Annotated in this window: 13 protein-coding genes; all 13 read left to right on the top strand. The window is 70.0% G+C overall.

Annotation, left to right across the window (positions count from 1 at the left end):
* The first annotated feature begins 305 nt into the window (after positions 1-305).
* The gene (gene purL, locus SOM39_RS08675) at positions 306-4190 is read left to right on the top strand and encodes a phosphoribosylformylglycinamidine synthase (protein WP_320458095.1); all 3885 of its coding nucleotides are present in this window, start codon (positions 306-308) and stop codon (positions 4188-4190) included.
* 460 nt (positions 4191-4650) lie between these two features.
* Positions 4651-13296 carry an ESPR-type extended signal peptide-containing protein gene (locus tag SOM39_RS08670; protein ID WP_320458094.1) on the top strand — a complete coding sequence of 2882 codons (8646 nt, stop codon included), beginning with the start codon at positions 4651-4653 and terminating at the stop codon, positions 13294-13296.
* Positions 13297-13424: 128 nt separating this feature from the next.
* The gene (locus SOM39_RS08665; protein ID WP_184124692.1) at positions 13425-15278 is read left to right on the top strand and encodes a S8 family peptidase; all 1854 of its coding nucleotides are present in this window, start codon (positions 13425-13427) and stop codon (positions 15276-15278) included.
* 118 nt (positions 15279-15396) lie between these two features.
* Complete coding sequence (gene gspE / locus SOM39_RS08660; protein WP_249833749.1) at positions 15397-17130, top strand: type II secretion system ATPase GspE; 1734 nt, start codon at positions 15397-15399, stop codon at positions 17128-17130.
* A 2-nt stretch (positions 17131-17132) separates the two neighbouring features.
* Positions 17133-18353: a type II secretion system protein XpsF gene (gene xpsF, locus SOM39_RS08655; RefSeq protein ID WP_320458093.1), complete on the top strand. Its 1221-nt coding sequence runs from the start codon at positions 17133-17135 to the stop codon at positions 18351-18353.
* Between the two features lie 43 nt (positions 18354-18396).
* On the top strand, positions 18397-18831 hold the full coding sequence (gene gspG, locus SOM39_RS08650; protein WP_320458092.1) for a type II secretion system major pseudopilin GspG: 435 nt from the start codon (positions 18397-18399) through the stop codon (positions 18829-18831).
* Between the two features lie 6 nt (positions 18832-18837).
* Positions 18838-19347: a type II secretion system protein XpsH gene (xpsH, locus tag SOM39_RS08645; protein ID WP_414715865.1), complete on the top strand. Its 510-nt coding sequence runs from the start codon at positions 18838-18840 to the stop codon at positions 19345-19347.
* Positions 19344-19766 carry a type II secretion system protein XpsI gene (gene xpsI, locus SOM39_RS08640; RefSeq protein ID WP_320458091.1) on the top strand — a complete coding sequence of 141 codons (423 nt, stop codon included), beginning with the start codon at positions 19344-19346 and terminating at the stop codon, positions 19764-19766. The genes xpsH and xpsI overlap by 4 nt, the downstream gene beginning before the upstream one ends.
* A complete protein-coding gene (locus tag SOM39_RS08635; RefSeq protein ID WP_320458090.1) occupies positions 19763-20395 on the top strand; it encodes a type II secretion system protein J in 633 nt (210 codons plus the stop codon). Before xpsI ends, SOM39_RS08635 begins: the two co-directional genes overlap by 4 nt.
* Positions 20392-21252, top strand: a complete 861-nt coding sequence (locus SOM39_RS08630) for a general secretion pathway protein GspK (protein WP_068854541.1) — start codon at positions 20392-20394, stop codon at positions 21250-21252. Before SOM39_RS08635 ends, SOM39_RS08630 begins: the two co-directional genes overlap by 4 nt.
* Positions 21249-22406: a PilN domain-containing protein gene (locus SOM39_RS08625; RefSeq protein ID WP_320458089.1), complete on the top strand. Its 1158-nt coding sequence runs from the start codon at positions 21249-21251 to the stop codon at positions 22404-22406. Before SOM39_RS08630 ends, SOM39_RS08625 begins: the two co-directional genes overlap by 4 nt.
* Positions 22387-23109 (top strand): type II secretion system protein GspM, encoded by a 723-nt coding sequence (gene gspM, locus SOM39_RS08620; RefSeq protein WP_320458471.1) that lies wholly within the window; start codon positions 22387-22389, stop codon positions 23107-23109. Before SOM39_RS08625 ends, gspM begins: the two co-directional genes overlap by 20 nt.
* Entirely contained in the window at positions 23099-23917 is an 819-nt protein-coding gene (locus tag SOM39_RS08615) for a hypothetical protein (protein ID WP_320458088.1), read from the top strand. Before gspM ends, SOM39_RS08615 begins: the two co-directional genes overlap by 11 nt.
* Positions 23918-23925 lie beyond the last annotated feature (8 nt).

Here is a 23925-nt window from a genome sequence, read left to right as displayed (position 1 = left end):
ACTCCGATCAGGTGGTGGGCGCTGGGCGGCAGGGTGTCGCCAGCGTTGCAGCAGGTCCGGGGCCGGTGAGAGAGGCCGGCAACAGCAGAGGGGGCGGACGCGGGGCCCGCCGGCGATGTGCCGGGCAGGTGGTGGCAACGTTGTCATGGTTTGCCCGCCCAATCCGTGCGCCAGCGCAAGGTTCGGGGCGCCGGTTCGTTCAGGCGGAGCACCGCGAGTCGGCCGCGACCGACCCCGGGACCGACCACCGGCCGGCACGGACCGGTACAATAGTGGGCCCCGTTCCCAACCACGGTTCCCCGGACATGATGGTCCTCGAGGGCGCATCCGCCCTTTCGCCGTTCCGCCGCGAACGTCTTGAATCCCGCCTCCAGTCCCTGGCCGCCGATCTGCGCATTACCGGTGCCTGGCATGTGTACTTCATCCAGACCGAGGGCGATGCCGCCCCGGACCCGGTGGTCCTGACCCGGATCCTGGAAGCCGAGCCGGCCCCGGCAGTACGCGAGGACGGGGCAACCAGCCGCTTCGTGGTGCCGCGCCTGGGCACGCTGTCGCCGTGGTCGAGCAAGGCCACCGAACTGGTGCGTGGCGCCGGGCAGCCGATCCGCCGGGTGGAACGTGGCCTGCGCATCGACCTGGCCGGCTGGCCGGCCGACGCGGCCGCGCGCGAGGCGGTTATCCGCGCGCTGCACGACCCGATGACCCAGTCGGTGCTGGACGACGCCGCCCAGGCCCAGGCGCTGTTCACCGCGCCGGCCCGTGGCGAGCTGGAACGGGTAGCGCTGGAAGACCTGGAAGCGGCCAACCGCCGCCTGGGCCTGGCCATGGCCCAGGACGAGATCGACTACCTGCGCCAGCGCTTCGGCGAGCTGGGCCGCAAGCCGTCGGACGTGGAACTGATGATGTTCGCGCAGGCGAACTCGGAGCACTGCCGGCACAAGATCTTCAATGCCAGCTGGACCATCGATGGCGCCGACCAGGCCCATTCGCTGTTCCGCATGATCAAGAACACCCACCAGCAGACCCCGCAGCACACGCTCAGCGCGTACAGCGACAACGCGGCGGTGGTGGCCGGCTTCCCGGCCGCGCGCTATCGGCCGGACCCGGCCACGGGCGAATACCGCAGCGAAGCGGTGGTCGATTCGGCGTTCTGCATCAAGGTGGAAACGCACAACCACCCGACCGCGATCGCGCCGTTCCCGGGCGCCTCCACCGGCGCCGGCGGCGAGATCCGCGACGAAGGCGCCACCGGCCGCGGCGGCAAGCCCAAGGCCGGCCTGACCGGCTTCTCGGTCTCGCATCTGCGCATCCCGACCCTGCCGCAGCCGTGGGAAGCGCCGCGCGCGCTGAACCCGCGCATGGCCCCGGCGCTGGACATCATGCTGGAAGGGCCGCTCGGCGGCGCCGCGTTCAACAACGAATTCGGCCGGCCGAACCTGCTGGGCTATTTCCGCAGCTTCGAGCTGCCCGAAGGTGACGGCCTGACCCGCGCCTACGACAAGCCGATCATGCTGGCCGGTGGCCTCGGTGCGATCGACCAGGTCCAGGTCGAAAAGCTCAAGCTGCAGCCGGGCGATGCGGTGATCGTGCTCGGTGGCCCGGCCATGCTGATCGGCCTGGGCGGCGGTGCCGCCAGTTCGGTGGCCTCCGGCGAAAGCGCCGAGGACCTGGATTTCGCCAGCGTGCAGCGCGACAACCCGGAAATGGAACGCCGTTGCCAGGAAGTGATCGACCGCTGCGTGGCGCTCGGTCTGGACAACCCGATCCGCTGGTTCCACGACGTGGGCGCCGGTGGCCTGTCCAATGCGATTCCGGAGCTGCTGCACGACTCCGGCGTGGGCGGGGTGATCGACCTGGGCAAGGTGCCCACCGATGACCCGTCGCTGTCGCCGATGCAGCTGTGGTGCAACGAATCGCAGGAGCGCTATGTACTGGGCGTGCCGCAGGCGCGCCTGGCCGAGTTCGCCGCGCTGTGCGCGCGCGAGCGCTGCCCGTTCGCCGCGGTCGGCGTGGCCACGGCCGAAGAACGCCTGGTGGTCGCCTATGGCGCGACGGTCGGCAACATTCCGGCCGACGCCCCGATCGACCTGCCGATGGACGTCCTGTTCGGCAAGCCGCCGAAGATGCACCGCGACACCGCGCACCCGCCGGCGCCGCGCTGGCCTGCGCTGAAGACCGGCGGCCTGGACCTGCACGAGGCCGGCCTACGCGTGTTGGCGCACCCGTCGGTGGCGTCGAAGAACTTCCTGGTCACCATCGGTGACCGCAGCGTCGGTGGCCTGACCGCACGCGAACAGATGATCGGTCCGTGGCAGCTGCCGCTGTCCGACGTTGCCATCACCCTGGCCGGCTTCGATACGCTGGCCGGCGAAGCGATGTCGATCGGCGAGCGCACCCCGCTGGCGCTGCTCGATGCCGCCGCCTCGGCGCGCATGGCAGTGGGCGAAGCGATCACCAACCTGTGCGCGGCCCCGGTCGATGCGCTGGAAACGGTGAAGCTTTCTGCGAACTGGATGGCCGCGGCGGGCCACAACGGCGAAGACGCGCTGCTGTACGACGCAGTGCGCGCAGTGGGCATGGAACTGTGCCCGCAGCTGGACTTGAGCATCCCGGTCGGCAAGGACTCGCTGTCCATGCAGGCGCAGTGGCACGACGCCGGTGAGGCGCACAAGTCGGTGTCGCCGGTGTCGCTGGTGATCACCGCGTTCGCGCCGGTGGCCGATGCCAGCACCCAGCTGACCCCGCTGCTGGACCGCGAGACGGAAAGCGAGCTCTGGCTGATCGGCCTGGGCGCCGGCAAGCAGCGCCTGGGCGGGTCGATCCTGGCCCAGGTGCACGCCGACCACAGCGCGCTGCCGGCGTTTGCCGGTGCCGTGCCGGACCTGGATGACCCGCAGCGCCTGCGTGCGTTCTTCGAACTGATCCGCGATGCACGCCAGTCCGGCCTGCTGCTGGCCTACCACGACCGCAGCGATGGCGGCGCGTTCGCCGCGCTGTGCGAAATGGCCTTCGCCTCGCGCCAGGGCCTGGACATCACCCTGGATGCGTGGGGCGATGATCCGTTCCGCAGCCTGTTCAACGAAGAGCTGGGTGCGGTGGTGCAGATCGCCCGCGAAGACCGCGCGGCCTTCGCCGACCTGGTCGAGCGCCATGCGCTGACCGAATGTGCCCAGCGCATCGCCCGCCCGACCACGGCCCCGGTGGTGCGCGTTTCGCTGCAGGGCGAAAGCCTGGTTGAATGGCGCTGGGAAGCGCTGTTCGATGCCTGGTGGTCGGTCACCCACGCCATGCAGAAGCTGCGCGACAACCCCGACAACGCCGACCAGGAGCGCGCCATCGCGCGCAGCTTCACCGCGCCGGGCCTGAAGCCGAAGCTCAGCTTCGACCTCAATGAGGATGTGGCCGCCCCGTTCATCAACACCGGTGCGCGTCCGCGCGTGGCGGTGCTGCGCGAGCAGGGCGTCAACGGCCAGATCGAAATGGCCAACATCTTCGAACGCGCCGGCTTCCGCAGCGTGGACGTGCACATGAGCGACCTGATCGCCGGCCGCGTCGACCTGGCCGATTTCACCGGCCTGGCCGCCTGTGGCGGCTTCAGCTACGGCGACGTGCTGGGTGCGGGCCGCGGCTGGGCCACCTCGGTGCTGGAGCGCAGCGCGCTGCGTGATGCCTTTGCCGGCTTCTTCGCCCGCCAGGACAGCTTCGCGCTGGGCGTGTGCAACGGCTGCCAGATGCTGAGCCAGCTGAAGGACATCATCCCCGGTGCCGAGCACTGGCCGCAGTTCCGCCGCAACCGAAGCGAGCAGTTCGAAGCCCGCACCGCGTTGCTGGAAATCGTCGAATCGCCGTCGATCCTGCTGCGTGGCATGGCCGGTTCGCGCCTGCCGGTGGCGGTGGCGCACGGCGAAGGCCAGGCGGTGTTCGCCAATGCCGTCGACCAGGCCGCCGCCCGCGTGTCGCTGCGGTATGTCGATGGCGACGGCAACGTGGCCACCCAGTACCCGCTGAACCCGAACGGCTCGCCCGACGGCATCACCGGCCTGACCACCACCGATGGCCGCGTGACGATCATGATGCCGCACCCGGAGCGCACGCCGCGCGCGGTGAACCTCAGCTGGCGTCCGGCGGACTGGAACGGCGACTCGCCGTGGCTGCGCATGTTCCGCAACGCAAGAGTATGGTGCGGCTGAACGACGGTGCACGTCGCGTGAAAGACGAGTGAAAGAGAAGTGAAGAAAGACCGCCGACCTGTTCGGCGGTTTTTTTTGGGCGGCGTTCAAGTCGAGCACAGCCAACGAGTTACAGCGCGTTACATGTGTGAAGTCGCGTGATGGCGAATGCTCACATCGATCTAACAAAATGCGTTGATGAATAGTCGAATGTGTGACGCCTTGCGCGTTCGAACACTTTCGTCTGTCAAAGTCTTGACGCCATGGAAACCGTGCGTTAACACTGAGTTCTCAGTTTGCAATCGTTCAGTTCGGAATCAACCGCAAGGATGGCGAGTTCTCTGTTCGTTGATCGCGCCGATAGCGCGCCATCCGGCACAACGCAGTAAATCAAGCGGAAAACGCCCCCAGGGGACGTTGGGCCACGCGGCCTGGCGTTGGCGTCGCTTTGCCCAAAACCAGCCAACCAGGAGTCGCATCGATGAATCGGATTTATCGCAAGGTCTGGAACAAAGCACTGGGGCAGATGGTCGTTGCCTCCGAACTCGCCAGCAGCCAGACCCCGGGCGTGGTCATCGATCAGCGACGATCTTCCGCCACGCGCGGTGGCGCCGTGCTCTCCACCGCCATTGCGTTGACGCTTGGATTGGGCATGACCGGGGCGATGTCCGACGCGCATGCGCAGTCAGTGGAAGTGGGCGGCAACGCCAACTGCGTGGTGCTCAACAGCAACGTGATCGACAGCTGCGTGGTGGATGGCAATGCGACCGCATCGGGCGCGAACGCCGTGGCCATCGGCAGCAACAGCATCGCCTCGGCGGCCAACAGCGTGGCGCTCGGTGCCGGCTCGCGCGCCGCACGCGCCAACACGGTGTCGGTCGGTGATGCCGGCAAGGAGCGCCAGGTCACCAACGTGGCCGCCGGTACTGCGGCGACCGATGCGGTGAACAAGGCGCAGCTCGACACCGTTGCTGCAACGGCCGCCAGCGCAACGCGCTACTTCAAGGCGGACGGCGAAGGCAGCGACAGCGATGCCGCCCGCATCGAGGGCGAAGGTGCACTCGCTGCCGGCGCCAGTGCCAATGCCGACGGCGACGGCGCCACCGCGCTCGGCCGCAACAGCCAGGCGCTGGCCAACGCCACCACGGCGGTAGGCAGCGATGCCGTTGCCGCCGGCCTGGGCGGCAGCGCATTCGGCCAGAACAGCCTGGCCATCGGCGACGCCACCGTCGCGGTGGGCCAGAGCGCGATGGCGTTCGGACTTGGTGACGTGGCGCTGGGCGCATCCGCGTTTGCCGCCAGCGAAAACGGCGCAGCCACCGCGATTGGCGGGCTGGCCGAGGCCAGCGCCGATGGCGCCACCGCCATTGGTGGCGGCGCACTGGCGATCGGCGCGGGCAGCACCTCGCTCGGCCGCGGCGCCGGCAGCGGCGGCGAAGCCTCGATTGCGGTGGGTGCGTTCAGCACGGCGGTGGCCGACTTCAGCGCGGCGCTGGGGTCCAACTCCGCAGCGGTTGCGGTCGGCAGCGTCGCGCTGGGCGCAGGCTCCTACGCCGATCGCGTGGACACCGTGTCGGTCGGCAACAACAACGGCCTGCAACGGCAGATCACCAACGTCGCCGCCGGCACCGAAGCCGGTGATGCGGTGAACAAGGCCCAGCTCGATGAGGTGGGCGAGGTGGCAGGCACCACCGCGAAGTACGTGCAGGTTACCGGCAGCGCCGACAGCGACGCAGGCGCCTTTGCCGACGGCGACAACGCCACGGCCGTGGGCGAAGCCACCAATGCGCTCGGCGCCGGCACCACCGCGCTCGGCAGCGGCGCCACCGCGGTGGCGCAGAACGCCACCGCGGTGGGCTACAACGCGCTGGCCAGCGGCCAGAACAGCGCCGCCTTCGGCACCAACGCGCAGGCCAACGGCCCGGGCAGCGTGGCCGTGGGCGGCACTGCCGTGGATGAAGACGGCAACCCGCTGATCACCAACGGCGGCGTGCCGGTCGATACCGGCGCCACCAGCGCCGGCGTCGGTGGCACCGCCGTCGGTGCCAGCGCGGAAGCGGCGGGCTTTGCCGCCTCGTCGTATGGCGTCGGCGCCTATGCGGCCGGCGCACAGTCGTCGGCGTTCGGCGCGGTGGCCAATGCCACCGGCGACTACGCCACAGCGGTGGGCACGCAGAGCGCGGCCAGCGGCACCAGCAGCACCGCCATCGGCGGTCCGGTCGACCTGATTCCCGGCCTGGGCTTCTTCGTCGACACCCAGGCCAGTGGCGAAGCCGCCACCGCGGTCGGCGCCGGTGCGATTGCCAGCGGCGATTACGCCGTGGCCAACGGCACGCTCAGCGAAGCCTCCGGCACCGAAGCCACCGCCGTGGGCTACTTCGCTTACGCACCGGGCGAAGGCGCGTCCGCACTCGGTGCGGAAAGCTGGGCCAGTGGCGAACTGAGCACGGCCGTCGGCTTCTACAGCACCGCGCGCGGCGCCAACAGCGTCGCCCTGGGCGCCAATTCCACCGCCGTGCGCGACAACACGGTGTCGGTCGGCGATGTCGGCAACGAACGCCAGATCACCCATGTCGCCGCCGGCAGCGAAGCCACCGATGCGGTCAACAAGGCGCAGCTGGATGCGGTCGCCGGGACCGCGGACCGCACCGCCTACCGCTTCAAGGCCAACGGCTCGCAGGACAGCGACGTGGGCGCGTTCGCCGATGGCGACGGCGCGCTCGCTGCAGGCGAGGCCAGCAATGCCATCGGCGCAGGTGCCACCTCGGTGGGCAACGGTGCGTCCGCCGTGGGCGATGACACGGTGGCCGTGGGCCGCAATGTCGCCGCCACCGGCAACGGCAGCGTCGCCATTGGTGGCGTCGGCCAGGCCTATGACCAGTACAACTCGCCGATCGTGGATGCCGATGGCAACGCGGTGACGGTGGGCACCACCGCCGCGCAGGATGCCGTCGCCGTCGGTGCAGGTGCACAGGCCACCGGCGCGCAGAGCAACGCGTACGGCAGCGGCGCACAGGCCACCGGCGACAACAGCCTGGCGCAGGGCTACAAGTCGCGCGCCACGGGTGAGTACAGCGTGGCGCAGGGCGACAACGCCTTCGCCAGCGGCAGCGAAAGCACCGCTACCGGTGCGTACGCATGGGCCACCAGCGATGGTGCCACCGCGTTCGGTTCCAGTGCGTGGGCGACCGAGGCCAATGCCACCGCCGTCGGTTATGCGGCCTGGGCCGATGGCAGCGGTGCTACCTCGATCGGCTACAACAGCTGGGCGCGCGGCAACAGCGCCACCGCGCTCGGCCGCGGTGCGTTCGGCTACGGCGACAACAGCGTCGCGGTGGGTTACCAGGCGCTCGGCAACAGCATCAACACCATCGCCATCGGCACGAATGTCGTCGCCGGCGGTGAAAGCGCAATCGGCATCGGTGCGGGCAGCAACGCCAGTGCCGCCAACGCGGTGGCGCTGGGCGCCGGCGCACGCGCCGACCGCGCGTACACCGTATCGGTCGGCAATGACGACCAGCAGCGCCAGATCACCCAGGTCGCGGCCGGCACCGAGGGCACCGACGCGGTAAACGTCGACCAGCTCACTGCCGCCACTGACAAATTCCAGGCAAGCGGCGATGGCGTGGCAGTAGTCGGTGGCGAAGAAAGCGTGGCCGCCGGTTCCAACGCTGCGACCGATGGCGACTACGCCACGGCAGTGGGCTCCAGCAGCTTCGCCAGCGGCACCGGCGCCTCGGCAGTCGGCAGTGGTGCGTTCGCACTCGCTGACGGCGCCACCGCGGTAGGCCTGAATGCACTGGCCAGCGCAGGCAATGCCACCGCCACCGGTGCCGATGCACAGGCCACCGCCGAATACGCCACCGCCAACGGTGCCGAAAGCCTCGCCTCGGGCGAGCAGAGCACTGCCAATGGCGCGGCCAGCATCGCCTCGGGCGCCGGCAGCCTCGCCAGCGGCGCGCTGTCCGAAGCGGCCGGTGAGGAATCGGTGGCGCTGGGTTACTACAGCACCGCCAGCGGTTCGGGCGCCACTGCGGTCGGCGCGGAAAGCGTGGTCAGCGGCACCTTGTCGGCGGGCTACGGCTTCGCCTCGGAAGCGACTGCCGGCTACACCACCGCCATCGGTGGCTACGCCGCCGCCACCGCGTTCAACGCCACTGCGCTGGGCAGCTTCGCCCAGGCCACCGGCTCCAACAGCGTCGCGCTCGGTGGCGACGCCGAAGCCACCGGCGCCTACAGCACCGCCACCGGCCAGGGCAGCCTGGCCAGCGGCACCAACAGCGTGGCCATCGGCGGTGCGCTGTTCGGCCTGCTGCCCACCGAAGCCTCCGGCAACTACTCCACCGCCGTGGGCGGCGGTGCATGGTCGCCCGGCCTGAACAGCACCGCGCTCGGCAACGCCGCGACCTCCGAAGGCGAAAACAGCGTGGCGCTCGGTGCGGATTCGATCGCCGACCGCGATGACAGCGTGTCGGTCGGCAGCGCCGGCAGCGAGCGCCAGGTCACCAACGTGGCCGCCGGTACCGAAGGCACCGATGCGGTCAACCTGGACCAGCTCAACGCCGTGGCCGATACCGCCGCCACCACCAGCAAGTACTTCCAGGCCAGCGGCAGCGTTGCCAGCGATGCCGGTGCCTTCGTCGACGGCGATGATGCGCTGGCGGCCGGTGAGGCCAGCAATGCCATCGGCAACGGCGCCACCGCGCTGGGTGCGGGCAGCACGGTGGTTGCCAACGAGGCGACGGCAGTGGGCTTCAATGCCACGGCGACCGCGGATTATGCGGTTGCCATCGGCAGCAACGCGGCCAGCAGCGGGCAGGGCGCGGTCGCCCTTGGTGACCTGAGCACCGCCAGTGGCGGTGCCGCCATCGCCATTGGCGGCGGCGCGTTGTCGCAGGGCTTCGGCTCGGTGGCGGTCGGTGCGGGCGCGGAATCCAGTGGCCTGGCATCCACCGCAGTAGGGTACGGGGCGTGGGCGCTGGGTCGCGAAACCACGGCGATCGGCAACTTCGCCACCGCCGACGGCTGGGCCGCCAGTGCGTTCGGCGCGGGCGCCACGGCTGCCTTCTTCGGCACCGCGATCGGTACCTACAGCTACGCGGACGAAGTAGCCACCGCAGTGGGCCAGGGCACGCGTGCCAACGTGGCCGGTGCGGCGTTCGGCGTGCAGGCCAATGCCGGTGAGTACGGCGTGGCGCTGGGCAACAACGCGGCCACCGCACAGAACGGCGTGGCGGTCGGCTTCAACGCCCTGGCCGGCGCCGATGCCAACAGCAGCACCCAGGGCATCCAGACCACGGCCGTCGGCAGCGAGGCGTGGGCCACCGAAGATGGTGCCACCGTGGTTGGCTACAACAGCTACGCGCAGGCGCTGAACTCGACCGTGGTGGGCAGCAACACCTGGACCACCAAGGACGCCGACAACAGTGTCGCGCTCGGCGCCGGCACGCTGGCTGATCGTGCCAACACGGTATCGGTCGGTGCGGCCGAAGCCTGGACCGATGCGGCCGGCGTGGTGCATGACGCGATTGACCGCCAGATCACCAACGTGGGTGCCGGTACCGAAGACACCGATGCGGTGAACGTGGCTCAGCTGAAGGAAGTGGCTGCGGTGGCTGAAACCACCAGCAAGTACTTCCAGGCCAGCGGCAGCGACGACAGCGATGCCGGTGCCTATGTGGAAGGCGACAACGCACTGGCGGCGGGTGAAGCGTCCAATGCGATCGGCGATGGCGCCAGCGCGCTCGGCAGTGGTGCCAACGCGCTGGCCAACAATGCCACCGCCATCGGCTTCAACGCGCTCGCTACCGGCGAAGGTGCGGCCGCACTGGGCAGCGAGGCCCAGGCGACCGGCGAAAACAGCGTGGCCATCGGCAACGGTGCCGCCGCCAGCGAGATCGGTGCCAGCGCGGTGGGTGCCGGTGCGCAGGCCTCCGGTGCGTACGGCACGGCCGGCGGCAGCGAAGCCATCGCGTCGGGCCAGCAGGCCACGGCGAACGGCTTCCGCTCCACGGCGTCGGAAGCCGGTGCATCGGCGTTCGGCGGGTACAGCGAAGCCACCGGCGAGCTGTCCTCGGCACTGGGTTATGGCGCAGTCGCCTCCAATGCCTATGCAACCGCGGTGGGTGCAGCCGCCACGGCCTCCGGTGCCAGCGCGGTTGCGGTGGGTGAGTTCAGTGAAGCCACCGGCGACGAAAGCGTCGCGGTCGGCGGCAGTACGTTCTTCGGCTTCATTCCGGCGCGCGCGTCAGGCACGGGTGCATCGGCCTTCGGCGCCGGTGCCTGGGCCACCGATGACTACGCCACTGCGGTCGGCTGGAATTCGTGGGCCGATGCCGCCAGCGCCACCGCGCTGGGCGAAAGCGCCACCGCCACCGGCGTCAACAGCGTCGCGCTGGGTGCGGGTTCCACCGCGGACCGCGACAACAGCGTTTCGGTCGGCACCACCACTGCGCAGCGGCAGATCACCAACGTGGCCGCCGGTACCGAAGGCACCGACGCGGTCAACCTTGACCAGCTCAACGCCGTGGCCGATACCGCCGAGGAAACCAACCGCTACTTCAAGGCTTCGGGCAGCGGCAATGGCGATGACGTGGGCAGCTATGTCGATGGCACCTATGCCACGGCGGCAGGCGAAGCGTCCAACGCGTTCGGCACCGGTGCATCGGCCTACGGCAGCGGTTCGCTGGCGTCGGGTCGCTATGCGTCGGCATCGGGCTACAACGCCTCGGCCACCGCCGATTCGGCCACCGCCATCGGTGGTTCGCTGTACTACGAAGATGCCAACGGCAACGTGCTGCTCGACAAGGCCACCAGTGCCAGCGGCACCGGCGCTACCGCACTGGGTGCCGGCGCACAGGCCACCGGGGTGTTCAGCACCGCCAGCGGTGCCGGCGCGACTTCGGCCGGGCTGCAGTCGTCCGCCGTCGGCTACAGCGCCGAAGCCGGCAGCGACTACAGCACCGCTGTCGGCGCGTTCAGTGCCGCCAGCGGGCTGCGCACCACCGCGCTCGGCTACGGTGCCGAAGCCAGCGGCGACTACGCCTCCGCGTTCGGTTGGGGCAGCACTGCCTCCGGCGCGTATGGCATCGCCATCGGCAACAGCGCGCAGGCCAGCGGCGCCAACAGCTTCGCCGGCGGCGCCAGCGCCTGGGCCACAGCGGCACAGACCACTGCCGTCGGCCAGTTGGCATGGGCGACCTCGGCCGGCTCCACCGCGATCGGCCAGGACAGCTACGCCTACAGCGGCATCAATGCCACCGCGCTGGGCAAGAGCGCCTGGGCCAGCGGCACCGGCAGCGTGGCCCTGGGCGCAGGCTCGCGTGCCACCGAGGCCAACGTGGTCTCGGTCGGCGGCGGCAACGGCACCACTGGTCCGGCCACGCGCCGCATCACCAATGTCGGTGCGGCAGTGAATGCCACCGATGCGGTCAACAAGGCGCAGCTGGACAGCGTCGCGGCGACCGCCGATGCCGTGGGCCAGCACTTCGACGCCAGCGGCAGCGGCGTGGCCAACGCCAGCGGCACCGATGCGCTGGCCGCCGGTTCGGGCGCCACCGCCAGCGGCACCCGCAGCAGCGCGGTGGGTACCGCGGCCACCGCCTCGGCCACCGGCGCCACGGCGCTCGGTGCGGATGCCTCGGCACGCGGTGACAACAGCACCGTGGTCGGCCGCCTGGCCTCGACCAACGCCACCAACGGCGTGGCCGTGGGCAACGGTGCCTTCGTCAGCAACGGCGCCAACGGCATCGCCATCGGGTCCGCTGCAGGTGCGTCCGGTGCCAACTCGGTGGCGCTGGGTGCAGGGTCGCGTGCAGTGGAGGCCAATGTGGTCTCGGTCGGTGGCGGCAACGGTACCGATTCGCCGGCTACCCGCCGCATCGTCAACGTCGCGGCCGGTCGTGTCGCCGCAGGCAGCACCGATGCGGTCACCGGCGGCCAGCTCAACACCACCAACCAGCGCGTGGGCGCAGTGGAAACCCGCGTCGGCGACATCGATGACCGCATCGGCTCGGTGGAGAACGTGACCGCCAACGCGCTGACCTACGACGACAGCAGCCGCGACAGGCTCACCCTGTCGGGCGTGGAGGGCACCACCCTGGACAACGTCGCCACCGGGTCGATCGCCAGCGGCAGCCGCCAGGCCGTCAATGGCGGGCAGCTGTTCCAGGCCCTGACCGACACCGCCAGCTTCCTCGGCGGCGGCGCCAGCGTCGGCATGCAGGGCGTGTTCGTCGCGCCCAACTACGTGATCCAGGGCAGCACCTACAACAACGTGGGTGACGCGCTCGGGGCGCTGGATGCCAAGGTCAGCGAAATCGACCAGCGCGTGGCCGGTGGCAGCAGCAACGCGGCACGTGCGCGCTCCGCGTCGGTGTCCACCGCCAGCGTGGCGGCCACGCCCGAGGCTGCCGATACGGCGGCGACCACGGCCGAAACCACCGCCGCCAGCGCCGACACCGCCCGCGTGGCCAGTGCCGACGCCCCGGTCGTGCAGGGCACGCCGACCGCTGCCAGTGTCGGTGCACCGCAGCCGGTCGCGGCCGTCGTCGCACCGGTCACCTCGGTGGCGATGGGCGACGGTGCCGTAGCCAGCGGGGCCTCGGCCACCGCGATCGGGCAGGGGGCCAGCGCCACCGCCGCCAACTCGGTCGCACTGGGCCAGGGCTCGGTCGCCGACCGCGCCGACACGGTTTCGGTGGGTGCCGTCGGTGCCGAACGCCAGGTCACCAACGTGGCCGCCGGCAGCGCGGCCACCGATGCGGTCAACAAGGGCCAGCTGGACGGTGGCATCGCCACCGCCAACAGCTACACCGACCAGCGCTACAGCGCGATGGCCGACAGCTTCGACATCTACAAGGGTGAAATCGATGAACGCCTGCGCCACCAGGACCGTCGCATCGACCGCCAGGGCGCGATGAACGCCGCGATGCTCAACATGGCCACCAGTGCCGCGGGCATCCGCACGCAGAACCGCGTCGGTGTCGGTGTCGGCTTCCAGAGCGGCGAGTCGGCGTTGTCGCTGGGCTACCAGCGTGCCCTCAGCGACCGCGCCACGGTCACTGTCGGCGGCGCATTCAGCAGTGATGACAGCTCGGTGGGCGTGGGTGCCGGCTTCGGCTGGTAACGCGCCCGATGCAATGCAAGGCCTGAGGGGGCGGGTCACGGGAACCCTGGCCAGGGCCGGCCGGGGTTTCCGCATGGAGTGTTGGCCTGAACAGTCGTTTGATCCATGACCTTGAAGAGGATTACACCGTGACCAAGAAGCAGAACCTTCGCATCAACGTGCTGGCAGCCGCCGTGCTGTCGCTGTCCGTGGGCGCCAGCGCCTATGCCGCCGGTTTGCCGGTCAAGGAACCGGCGAAGCAGGCCAGCACCGCCCAACAGGGTTCCGAACGCATCATCGTCAAGTACCGCACCGGCACCGCTGCGGCCTCCGACCGCTCGGCCAAGCTGGCCACGGTGACCTCGGCGGTTTCGCGCGCCAGCCTCGGCGCCACCACCGCGCGTGCCGCGGCAGCCAGCCCACAGGTAGTGCGCCGGCTCGGCACCGGTGCCGATGTGATCCGCCTGCAGGGCAAGCTCAGCCAAGCCGATCTGCAGAAGGTGCTGAAGGAAATCCAGGCCGATCCGTCGGTCCAGTACGCCGCGGCTGACGTCAAGCTGCAGCGCGCCGACCTGCGCGCCAAGGAAACCGCGCAGCTGGTGCCGAACGATCAGTACTACGCGCAGTATCAGTGGCACCTGCACAGCGCCACCGGCGGCGTGAACGCGCCGGCCGCGTGGGACGTGGCCCAGGGCGAAGGCGTGGTGGTGGCGGTGCTGGACACCGGCATCCTGCCGCAGCACCCGGACTTCGCCGCCGGCACGCTGCTGGAAGGCTACGACTTCATCAGCGACGCCGAGACCTCGCGCCGCCCGACCGATGAACGCGTGCCCGGCGCGCTGGATTACGGCGACTGGGTAGAGAACGACAACGAGTGCTACGCCGGTTCGCTGGCCGAAGACAGCTCCTGGCACGGCACGCACGTGTCGGGCACGGTTGCCGAAGCCACCAACAACACCGTCGGCATGGCCGGCCTCGCTTACAAGGCCAAGGTGCTGCCGGTGCGCGTGCTCGGCAAGTGCGGCGGCTATCTGTCCGACATCGCCGATGCGATCACCTGGGCCTCCGGTGGCACCGTAGCCGGCGTGCCGGCCAACCCGAACCCGGCCGAAGTGATCAACATGAGCCTGGGCGGCGGCGGCGCGTGCGACCCGGCCTACCAGGATGCGATCAACGGCGCGGTCTCGCGCGGCACCACCGTGGTGGTGGCCGCCGGCAACCAGGCCTCCAATGCCTCGGGCTACCGTCCGGCCAGCTGCGCCAACGTGATCGCCGTGGGTGCCACCCGCATCACCGGCGGCATCGCGTCGTACTCCAACTTCGGCGCGGCCGTGGACCTGTCCGGTCCGGGCGGCGGCGGTGGCGTCGACGGCAACCCGGGCGGTTACGTCTGGCAGGCCGGCTACAACGGCCTGACCACCCCGACCTCCGGTGCCTACAGCTACATGGGCATGGGCGGCACCTCGATGGCCTCGCCGCACGTGGCCGCCGTGGCCGCGCTGGTGCAGGGCGCGCTGGCCTCGGCCGGCAAGGACCCGCTGACCCCGGCGCAGCTGGAGACCCTGCTCAAGCAGAGCGCACGCAACTTCCCGGTGACCATCCCGGCGGCCACCCCGATCGGCAGCGGCATCGTCGACGCCAAGGGTGCACTGGACAAGGCCCTGGAAGAACCGTGCACGGTCGATTGCGCGCCGGATGCGACGCCGCTCACCAACCGCGTGGCGGTCAGCGGGCTGACCGGTGCCGGTGGCAGTGAAACGCTGTACAGCTTCGAAGCGACCGCGGGCAAGACGCTCAGCGTCCTCACCTACGGCGGCAGCGGCAACGTGTCGTTGTACGTCAGCGCCGGCGCCGAGCCGACCGCGACCGACTTCGATGCCAAGTCCGCGCGTCCGGGCAACAGTGAAACCGTGCGCTTCACCGCGCCCGTGGCAGGCACCTACTACATCAAGCTGGTGGGTGAATCGGCTTACAGCAACGTGAGCATCCAGGCCGTCCAGTAACAGCCGGGAAGACCCTGCGGGAGCCCGTCATGTGACGGGTTCCCGTTTTTCATTGGCCACCACCGCATGTGGCATCACGGCGAACTGCTAAAGTCTGCGGGTCGCCAGGAGAGCTTTCGTGAATGCGGTAACCCACGATCTTGCTGAAGAGTCAGCCATGGATGCGGAAACCCGCATCGTGGCGCTGTTGCTGCGCAACGGGCGGCTGAAGGAGGCCGACCTGGCCCGCGCGCGGCCGCTGCAGCGCGAAGCCGGTGGCAGCCTGCTGCCGCTGCTGGTGCGGCTGGGCCTGGTGTCCGAGCGCGACCACGCGCAGGCCTGTGCCGAGGTGCTGGGGCTGCCGCTGCTGGAGGGCAAGAGCGTGGCCGAAGCGCCCCCCGAATCCCTGATCGATGCGCTGCCGCTGTCGCTGCGCTTCCTCAAACAATTCCATGCCTGCCCGCTGGCGCTGCACGACGGCGTGCTCGACCTGTGGCTGAGCGACCCGCAGGAGCCGTACACCGCCGATGCGGTGCAGCTGGCGATGGCGGTGCCGGTACGCCTGCACGTGGGCCTGCGCTCGGAGATCGATGACGTCATCGAACGCTGGTTCGGCCAGGGCCGCAGCGCGATGGGCGCCATCATCGAAACCGCTGACGGCGAAGGCAGCGTGGTCGACGACATCGAGCACCTGCGTGACCTGGCTTCCGAAGCGCCGGTGATCCGCCTGGTCAACCTGGTGATCCAGCGTGCGGTGGAGCTGCGCGCGTCGGACATCCACATCGAACCGTTCGAGAACCGGCTGAAGGTGCGTTATCGCGTCGATGGCGTGCTGATCGAAGGCGAAAGCCCGCCGGCCAACCTCACCGCTGCGGTGATCAGCCGCATCAAGATCATGGCGCGGCTGAACATCGCCGAGCGCCGCCTGCCGCAGGATGGCCGCATCATGCTGCGCGTGCAGGGCAAGGAACTGGACCTGCGCGTGAGCACCGTGCCCACCGCGCACGGCGAAAGCGTGGTGATGCGCCTGCTCGATCGCGACACCGTGGTGTTCGATTTCCACCGGCTCGGCTTCACCGATGCGTTCCTGCCGCAGTTCCGCAAAGTGCTGGAGCAGCCACACGGCATCCTGCTGGTCACCGGCCCCACCGGCTCGGGCAAGACCACCACGCTGTATACAGCGCTGAGCCAGCTCAACACCGCGGATGTAAAGATCATCACCGTCGAGGATCCGGTCGAATACCAGATCGAAGGCATCAACCAGATCCAGGCCAAGCCGCAGATCGGGCTGGACTTCGCCAACGCGCTGCGCAGCATCGTGCGCCAGGACCCGGACATCATCATGATCGGCGAAATGCGCGACCTGGAAACCGCGCGCATCGCGATCCAGTCCGCGCTGACCGGCCACCTGGTGCTGTCCACGCTGCATACCAACAACGCCGCCGGCGGCATCACCCGCCTGCTCGACATGGGCGTGGAAGACTACCTGCTCACCTCCACCATCAACGGCATCCTGGCCCAGCGCCTGGTGCGCCGGCTGGAACCGCAGCACGCGCTGCGCTACCTGGCGTCACCGGAGGAGATCGACAAGTTCGGGCTGCGCCGCCTGCAACCGGAAGGAGACATCTACCTGTACCGCGCGCAGCCCTCGGCGATCGCGCCGACCGGTTACCTCGGGCGCACCACCATCATGGAATTCCTGGTGATGAACGACGAGCTGCGGCGCGCGGTGATGCGCCGCGCCGGCATGGGCGAAGTGGAACAGATCGCCCGCGCCGCCGGCATGCGCACCATGTACGAGGATGGCCTGGCCAAGGCGCTGATGGGCCACACCACGCTCGAAGAAGTGCTGCGCGTGACCGAGGAAAGCTGAGCATGGCGCAGTACCGCTACAAGGCCCTCAACGCACACGGCGAACTGTTCGACGGCCAGATGGAGGCTGCCAGCGAGGCCGATGTGGCCGCCAGGCTGCAGGACCAGGGCCATCTGCCGATGGAAGCGCGGCTGGCCAGCGAGGGCGGTGCGGGCGGCACCCCGTGGGCGGCGCTGCTGCGGCGCAAGCCCTTCGACGGCGGCGCGCTGGTGCAGTTCACCCAGCAGCTGGCCACCCTGCTCGGTGCCGGCCAGCCACTGGACCGCGCGCTGACCATCCTGCTGGAACTGCCCGAAGACGAACGCAGCCGGCGGGTGATCACCGACATCCGCGACGTGGTGCGCGGCGGTGCCGCGCTGTCCACCGCGCTGGAACGCCAGCACGGGTTGTTTTCGCGTTTGTACATCAACATGGTGCGCGCCGGCGAAGCCGGTGGCAGCCTGCACGACACCCTGCAGCGGCTGTCCGATTACCTGGAGCGCAGCCAGGAGCTGAAGGGCAGGGTGATCAATGCGCTGATCTACCCGGCGATCCTGCTGGCGGTGGTCGGCGGGGCGCTGCTGTTCCTGTTGGGCTACGTGGTGCCGCAGTTCGCGCAGATGTACGAAAGCCTGGATGTGGCGCTGCCGTGGTTCACCCAGTGGGTGCTCACTGCTGGCCTGGTGGTGAGCGAGGGCTGGCTGGCGATGATCGTGGTGCCGGCGCTGGCGCTGCTGGTGATCGAACGCAAGCTGCGCCAGCCCGCGGCGCGCCTGGCGCTGGATGGCTGGCTGCTGCAGCGCAAGGGCATCGGCGGACTGGTGGCCAAGCTGGAAACCGCACGGCTGGCGCGCACGCTGGGCACGCTGCTGCGCAACGGCGTGCCGTTGCTGGCTGGCCTGGGCATCGCACGCAACGTACTGGGCAACCGCGCGCTGGCCGCCGACGTTGACGCGGCCAGCGACGAGGTCAAGAACGGCAACGGCCTGTCCGCCTCGCTGGCCAAGGGCAAGCGCTTTCCCCGGCTTGCGCTGCAGATGATCCAGGTCGGCGAGGAATCCGGCGCGCTGGATGTCATGCTGCTCAAGACCGCCGATACCTTTGAACAGGAAACCGCGCGCGCCATCGATCGGCTGCTGTCGGCGCTGGTGCCGGTGATCACCCTGGTGCTGGCCTCGGTGGTCGGCCTGGTGATCGTGGCCGTGCTGGTGCCGCTGTACGACCTCACCAATGCCATCGGCTGACCGCCGTGGCGCATTTCGTTCCGACATGCTGCAAGGAGCTTTCATGATCCACCGTCGCAAGCTGGTCCGCTTTTCTTCGCCGCGCAACCAGTCGGGCATGAGCCTGCTGGAAATCATCATCGTCATCGTGCTGATCGGCGCGGTGCTCACCCTGGTCGGCAGCCGCGTGCTCGGTGGTGCCGATCGTGGCAAGGCCAACATCGCCAAGTCGCAGGTGCAGACCATGGCCGGCAAGATCGAGAACTACCAGCTCGATACCGGCAAGCTGCCGGCCAAGCTGGACGACCTGGTCACCCAGCCGGGCGGCAGCAGCGGCTGGCTGGGCCCGTATGCGAAGGCCAGCGAGCTGAACGATCCGTGGGGCAACGCACTGGAATACCGCGCACCGGGCGAAGGCCAGCCGTTCGACCTGATCAGCCTGGGCAAGGATGGCAAGGTCGGTGGCACCAGCTACGACGCGGACATCAAGTACGAGTAAGCGCGCTTGCGCATGCCTGCTCCGCCACGCCGGACCCGACGCCCGCGCGCGCTGTCGCGACGGCGTGCCGTGCGCGGCGTTTCACTGCTGGAAATGCTGCTGGTGGTGGCCCTGATCGCGATCATCGGGGTGCTCACCGCCACCGCCATGAACGGCGGCATCGACGGCGTGCGGCTGCGCAATGCCGGCAAGGAAGTGGCCAGCCAGCTGCGCTACACACGCACCCAGGCCATTGCCACCGGGGAACGCCAGCGCTTCCTGATCGATCCGCAGGCGCGCACCTGGGAAGCCGCCAACGGCCGCCACGGCAGCCTGCCCGCTGCACTCGAGGTCCATTTCCGGGGTGCCGGCCAGGTCGCCGGCGTGGCCAACGGCAAGGGCGGCATCGCCTTCCATCCCGACGGCGGCTCCAGTGGCGGCACCATCGAACTGGGTATGCGCGATGCGCTGTGGCGCATCGACGTGAGCTGGATCACCGGCGAAGTGCGCTCGGGTCCGGTGCGGGGCGCGCCATGAAGCACCAGCGTGGTTATTCGCTGCTGGAAGTGATCGTCGCCTTCGCGCTGCTGGCGCTCGCGTTGACGCTGCTGCTGGGCAGCCTGTCCGGGGCCGCACGCCAGGTGCACAACGCCGACCTGCGCACCCGCGCGATGCTGCACGCGCAGTCGCTGCTGGCCGCGACCGGCATCGAACAACCGCTGCAGGAAGGGCGTTCGCAGGGCGACTGGGAAGACGGCCGCTACCGCTGGGAGCTGCAGGTGGAGCCGTACGTGGATGCGCGCGCCAGTGCGCTGCCCCAGGCCGCTGCCACTACCGTCAGCGGGCCGACCCTGGCCCAGCTGACCCTGCAGGTGCGCTGGGGCGAAGGCAGCGGCGAACGCCTGCAGTGGCGTTCGCTGCGGTTGTTGCCCAACACGCCCGAGGCGCCGCGATGAGCCGGCGCGGCGCACACGGCTTCACCCTGATCGAAGTGCTGCTGGCCACCGTGCTGCTGGTCGGCGGGCTGGCGCTGGCCTTCGCCACCGTGCGCTCGGCGATGAACATCGCCCAGCGGGGCGAGCGCGTGGCTGCGCAGAACGAGCGCATGCGCGCGGTGGAAGGCTTCCTGCGCCGCCGCCTCAGCATGGCGCTGCCGACCGCCGCCGAACCGCCCGATCCCACCCGCGAACCGCTGTATTTCCAGGGCGAGCCACAGCGCATGCTGTTCGTGTCCGAACTGCCGGGTTATCTCGGCCGGGGTGGGCCCTACGTGCATGAGCTGCAGGTCAATCGCAACGGCGATGCACTGCGGCTGGACGTTGCACTGACCCTGGTGCAGAACGGCGAGCGCATCGACGAAACTCCGCCGCGCGCGCCGGAACTGCTGGCCGACGCGCTGCGCGAGGTCGCGTTCCGCTACCGCGGCATCGATCCGCGCAGCGGCCAGCTGGGCGACTGGCAGACGCGCTGGGAGGACACCCGGCGGCTGCCGTTGCTGGTGGAGATCCGCATCGTGCCGCAGCAGGGCCCGGCATGGCCGCCGATGGTGGCCGCGTTGTCGCAGTCGCGCGGGCCGCGCTCGTGAGGCGCGCGCGCGGTGCTGCGCTGGTGCTGGTGCTGTGGCTGATCGCACTGCTCACCGCCGTGGTCGGCGCATTTGCGCTCAGCGCGCGCATCGAGCACCTGCAGCAGCGGGTGATCGGTGACGATGCAATCGGCCAGGAGCATGCACGCGCCGGGCTGGAGTACGCCCTGTTCCGCCTGCGCCCCTCCGCGCTGCAACCGCCGTGGCAGGCCGATGGGCGCCGCTATCGCTGGACCTTCGATGGCCGCCAGATCGACCTTCGGATCATCGACGAGAACGGCAAGATCAACCTCAACCTGGCCGATACCGCCTTGTTGACCGCCTTCCTGCGCGCGCTGGAGGTGGAACCCGGGCGCGCCCAGCAGCTGGCGGGTGCGATCGCCGATTGGCGCGATCCCGACAGCCTCAAACAGCCCGGCGGCGGTGCCGAGACCGCCGACTACCAGGCCGCCGGCCTTCCGTATGGCGCGCGCAACGGGCGCTTCGAGACGCTCGGCGAGCTGCAGCGGGTGCTGGGCATGGACGCCGACCTGTATGAACGGATGGAACCGATGCTGACCCTGTACAGTCGGCAGTCGCGTCCGGATCCCCGGTTCGCGGCCGGGCCGGTGTTGAACGCGCTCGGGCTGGATGCCGAACGCCTGCTGGCCGAACGCGAGCGGGCCGAAGCGGCCGGCGACGAAAACGTGACCGGCGCGCTTGCCAGTGGCAGCGGCACCTATAGTATCGAGAGCCGCGCGCTGGATGAGCGCGGACGGGTTTCGGTGTTGCGTGCGGTAGTGCGCATGGGCGCGGCAGGCACGCCGGGAACGGCTTACACAGTACTTCGCTGGGAACAGGGAATGGCAGCACGATGACGGCATGGCGGGACAGTCTGGTGCAGGCACGGGGACGGTTCGCGCCCGGCGTGGGCAATGGCCTGCGCTGGTGGCGGCGTTCGCTGCTGGCCTGGCTGCCGCTGCGCTGGCAATGGGCCATGGGCTGGTCGCGTTCGCGCCTGCTGCTGTCGCGGCATGCCGAACAGCTGGTGCTGCGCCGCGATACCGCGACCCAGCTGCAGGCCGTGGCCGAACTGCCGTGGCCCACCACGCCAGCCGACCTGGAGCGGGTGCTGGATGCGCGCCTGCGCGCGCTGCCACGGCACTGGGTGCTGCCGGCCGCCGCGGTGCTGCGCCGCCCGCTGCGCCTGCCGGCCGCCGCTGCACCGCGCCTGCGCGACGTGGTCGGCTTCGAGATCGACCGGCAGACCCCGTTCGAGGCCAATCAGGTCCACTACGACGTCCGCGAACTGGACACATTGCCCGACGGCCAGCTGCAGGTGGAACTGGTGGTCATTCCGCGCCAGGCGCTGGAGCAGTGGTCGCAGCAGGCCGGCAGCTGGGCGCAGCAGCTGGCCGGCGTGGATGCCGACGATGGCGCGGGGCAGCCGCTGGGCGTGAACCTGCTGCCGCCGACCCAGCGCCGGGTCACCCACGACCCGATGCGGCGCTGGAACCTGCTGCTCGCCGTGGCCACCGTGGTGCTGCTGGCCCTGGCTGGCACCCAGCTGCTGGACAACCGCCAGGCCGCCGCCGATCGCCTGCGCGAGCAGGTCGATGCCGCCGCACACGACGCGCGCCGCGTCGCCGCGCAGCGCCAGCAGCTGCAGGAGCTGGTGGATGGCGCCGCGTTCCTGGAAGGCAAGCGCGCCGAACATGCCAGCACCGTGGAGCTGTGGAACGAACTCACCCGGCTGCTGCCCGATGGCACCTACCTGGAAAAACTTTCTGTTGAAGGCAACACGCTGCAGCTGATCGGACTGAGCCGCGAGGCTTCGCAGCTGGTCTCCCTGCTGCAGGATTCACCGCTGTGGCGCAAGGTCAACCTGACCGGCGTGCTGCAGGCCGATGGCGGCGCCGCCGGCCGTGACCGCTTCACCCTCACCGCCGAGCTGCAGCCGCTGCCCGGTGCCCCGGCCGCCGCCACGCCCGCCCCGGAGGTTGCCGATGGCAATGCCGCCAACACGCCGTGACCGCTGGCTGGCACTGGCGTTGCTGCTGGCGGTGATCGCGCTGGCGTACCTGCTGCTGGTGCATCCGTGGTTCACCCGGCCGCTGCTGGACATCAACCAGGGCATTGCCGAGCTGCAGGAACGCGAGCAGCGCGTGCAGTCCCAGCTGCAGCAGCGCACCGCCGTGCAAGAGCGCCTGCATCAGGTGCAGGCGGCGCTGGAAGGGCGTCCCGGCTTCCTGCGCGAACCCACTGCTGAATCGGCCGCCGCCGCCTTGTCGAGCCGGTTGCAGGATGCGGTCGCGTCGGCCAGTCCTGGCAACCGCAGCTGCACCATCAGCAACCGCTCACCGCTGACCGACACCGCGCGCGATGCGCAGTTCCCGCGCGTGGCCCTGCAGGTCCGCCTGCGCTGTGGCGTGCCGGAAATGGCGGCGGTGCTGCACACCCTGGAAACCGGCAGCCCGCGCCTGTTCGTGAACAACCTCAACCTGCTGGCGCAGCGCTTCCAGGCCTCGCCCAACGAGACCGGCACCGGACTGGACGTGTCCTTCGAACTGGTTGGCTACCTCCGCCCCGGTGCAGGCAGCGATGCGGCCGCCGCGCCGGTCGAGCCTGCACCCGAACCCGCGCCGGCGGGGCTGGAGCCGGTCGGGTCGGCGATGGCCGCCCCGACCGACCCCGGCACGGCCGAACCGGTCGAGGAGGGCACCCATGAAGATTGAACTGGCCCCCCTGCGCAGCTGGTGGCTGGGCGGCGTGGCCGCCTGGGCCGCCGCGATCTGGATCGCCACGCTGTTCGGCGTGGGTGGACGCATCGCCCCGGCCGGTGCCGGCGACCGTGCCCCACCGCCGCTGCCGACCCTGGCCGCGGCCGCGCCGGAACGGATCGCCTCGGCCGAGGCGTATGCCAGCATCGGCGCGCGGCCGTTGTTCGCCGAAGACCGCAAGCCGCGTCCGTACCTGCTGGGCGGCAGCGAGCCGGGCAGCAGCGCCAGCGCGGTCACCCTGACCGGCGTGCTGCTCACCTCCGAATTCGGCATGGCCATCCTCACCACCGACCAGAAGCAGTCGCTGCGCCTGCGCCTCAACGGCGATGCGGTCAACGGCTGGCAGCTGCTCGCGCTGGAGCCGCGCAGTGCGACCGTCAGTGGACCCGGCGGCACCCAGACCCTGGAACTGGTGACCTTCAGCGGGCAGGGCGGCGAACCGCCGACCGTGCTGGGCACCGCCGCCGGCGCAGGCCAGGCCAATGGCGCGCGCCCGCCGGTTCCAGCGCCCACGCAGAACGCGGGCCGCGGACCCACGACGAACTTCAGCGGCGCTCCGCCGCCAGCGGCGCAGGCAGCGGCGGAAGCCGCCGCCAATGCAGCGGCGAATGCGGCCGCTGCCGCAGCGCAGAAGCCGGCCACGCAGGGCCCGAGCGAAGAACAGATGCAAGCCATCCGCGCCCGCATCCAGGCGCGTCGCCAGCAATTGCAGCAGCAACAGTCGCAGCAGCCGCCCGCGGGCGGCTCCGGCCAAACCAAATAGAGTGAAAG

It is taken from the genome of Stenotrophomonas sp. CFBP8994 (assembly GCF_034044835.1).
Lineage (GTDB): Bacteria > Pseudomonadota > Gammaproteobacteria > Xanthomonadales > Xanthomonadaceae > Stenotrophomonas > Stenotrophomonas rhizophila_A.
Note: the sequence above shows the minus strand (reverse complement) of the source record. Positions and strands in the feature narration are given on the sequence as shown.

Coding starts and splice junctions, on each gene's coding strand:
- purL (WP_320458095.1), top strand. CDS start 306: ATGATGGTCCTCGAGGGCGCATCCGCCCTTTCGCCGTTCCGCCGCGAA.
- SOM39_RS08670 (WP_320458094.1), top strand. CDS start 4,651: ATGAATCGGATTTATCGCAAGGTCTGGAACAAAGCACTGGGGCAGATG.
- xpsF (WP_320458093.1), top strand. CDS start 17,133: ATGGCGCAGTACCGCTACAAGGCCCTCAACGCACACGGCGAACTGTTC.
- gspG (WP_320458092.1), top strand. CDS start 18,397: ATGATCCACCGTCGCAAGCTGGTCCGCTTTTCTTCGCCGCGCAACCAG.
- xpsI (WP_320458091.1), top strand. CDS start 19,344: ATGAAGCACCAGCGTGGTTATTCGCTGCTGGAAGTGATCGTCGCCTTC.
- SOM39_RS08635 (WP_320458090.1), top strand. CDS start 19,763: ATGAGCCGGCGCGGCGCACACGGCTTCACCCTGATCGAAGTGCTGCTG.
- SOM39_RS08625 (WP_320458089.1), top strand. CDS start 21,249: ATGACGGCATGGCGGGACAGTCTGGTGCAGGCACGGGGACGGTTCGCG.
- gspM (WP_320458471.1), top strand. CDS start 22,387: ATGCCGCCAACACGCCGTGACCGCTGGCTGGCACTGGCGTTGCTGCTG.
- SOM39_RS08615 (WP_320458088.1), top strand. CDS start 23,099: ATGAAGATTGAACTGGCCCCCCTGCGCAGCTGGTGGCTGGGCGGCGTG.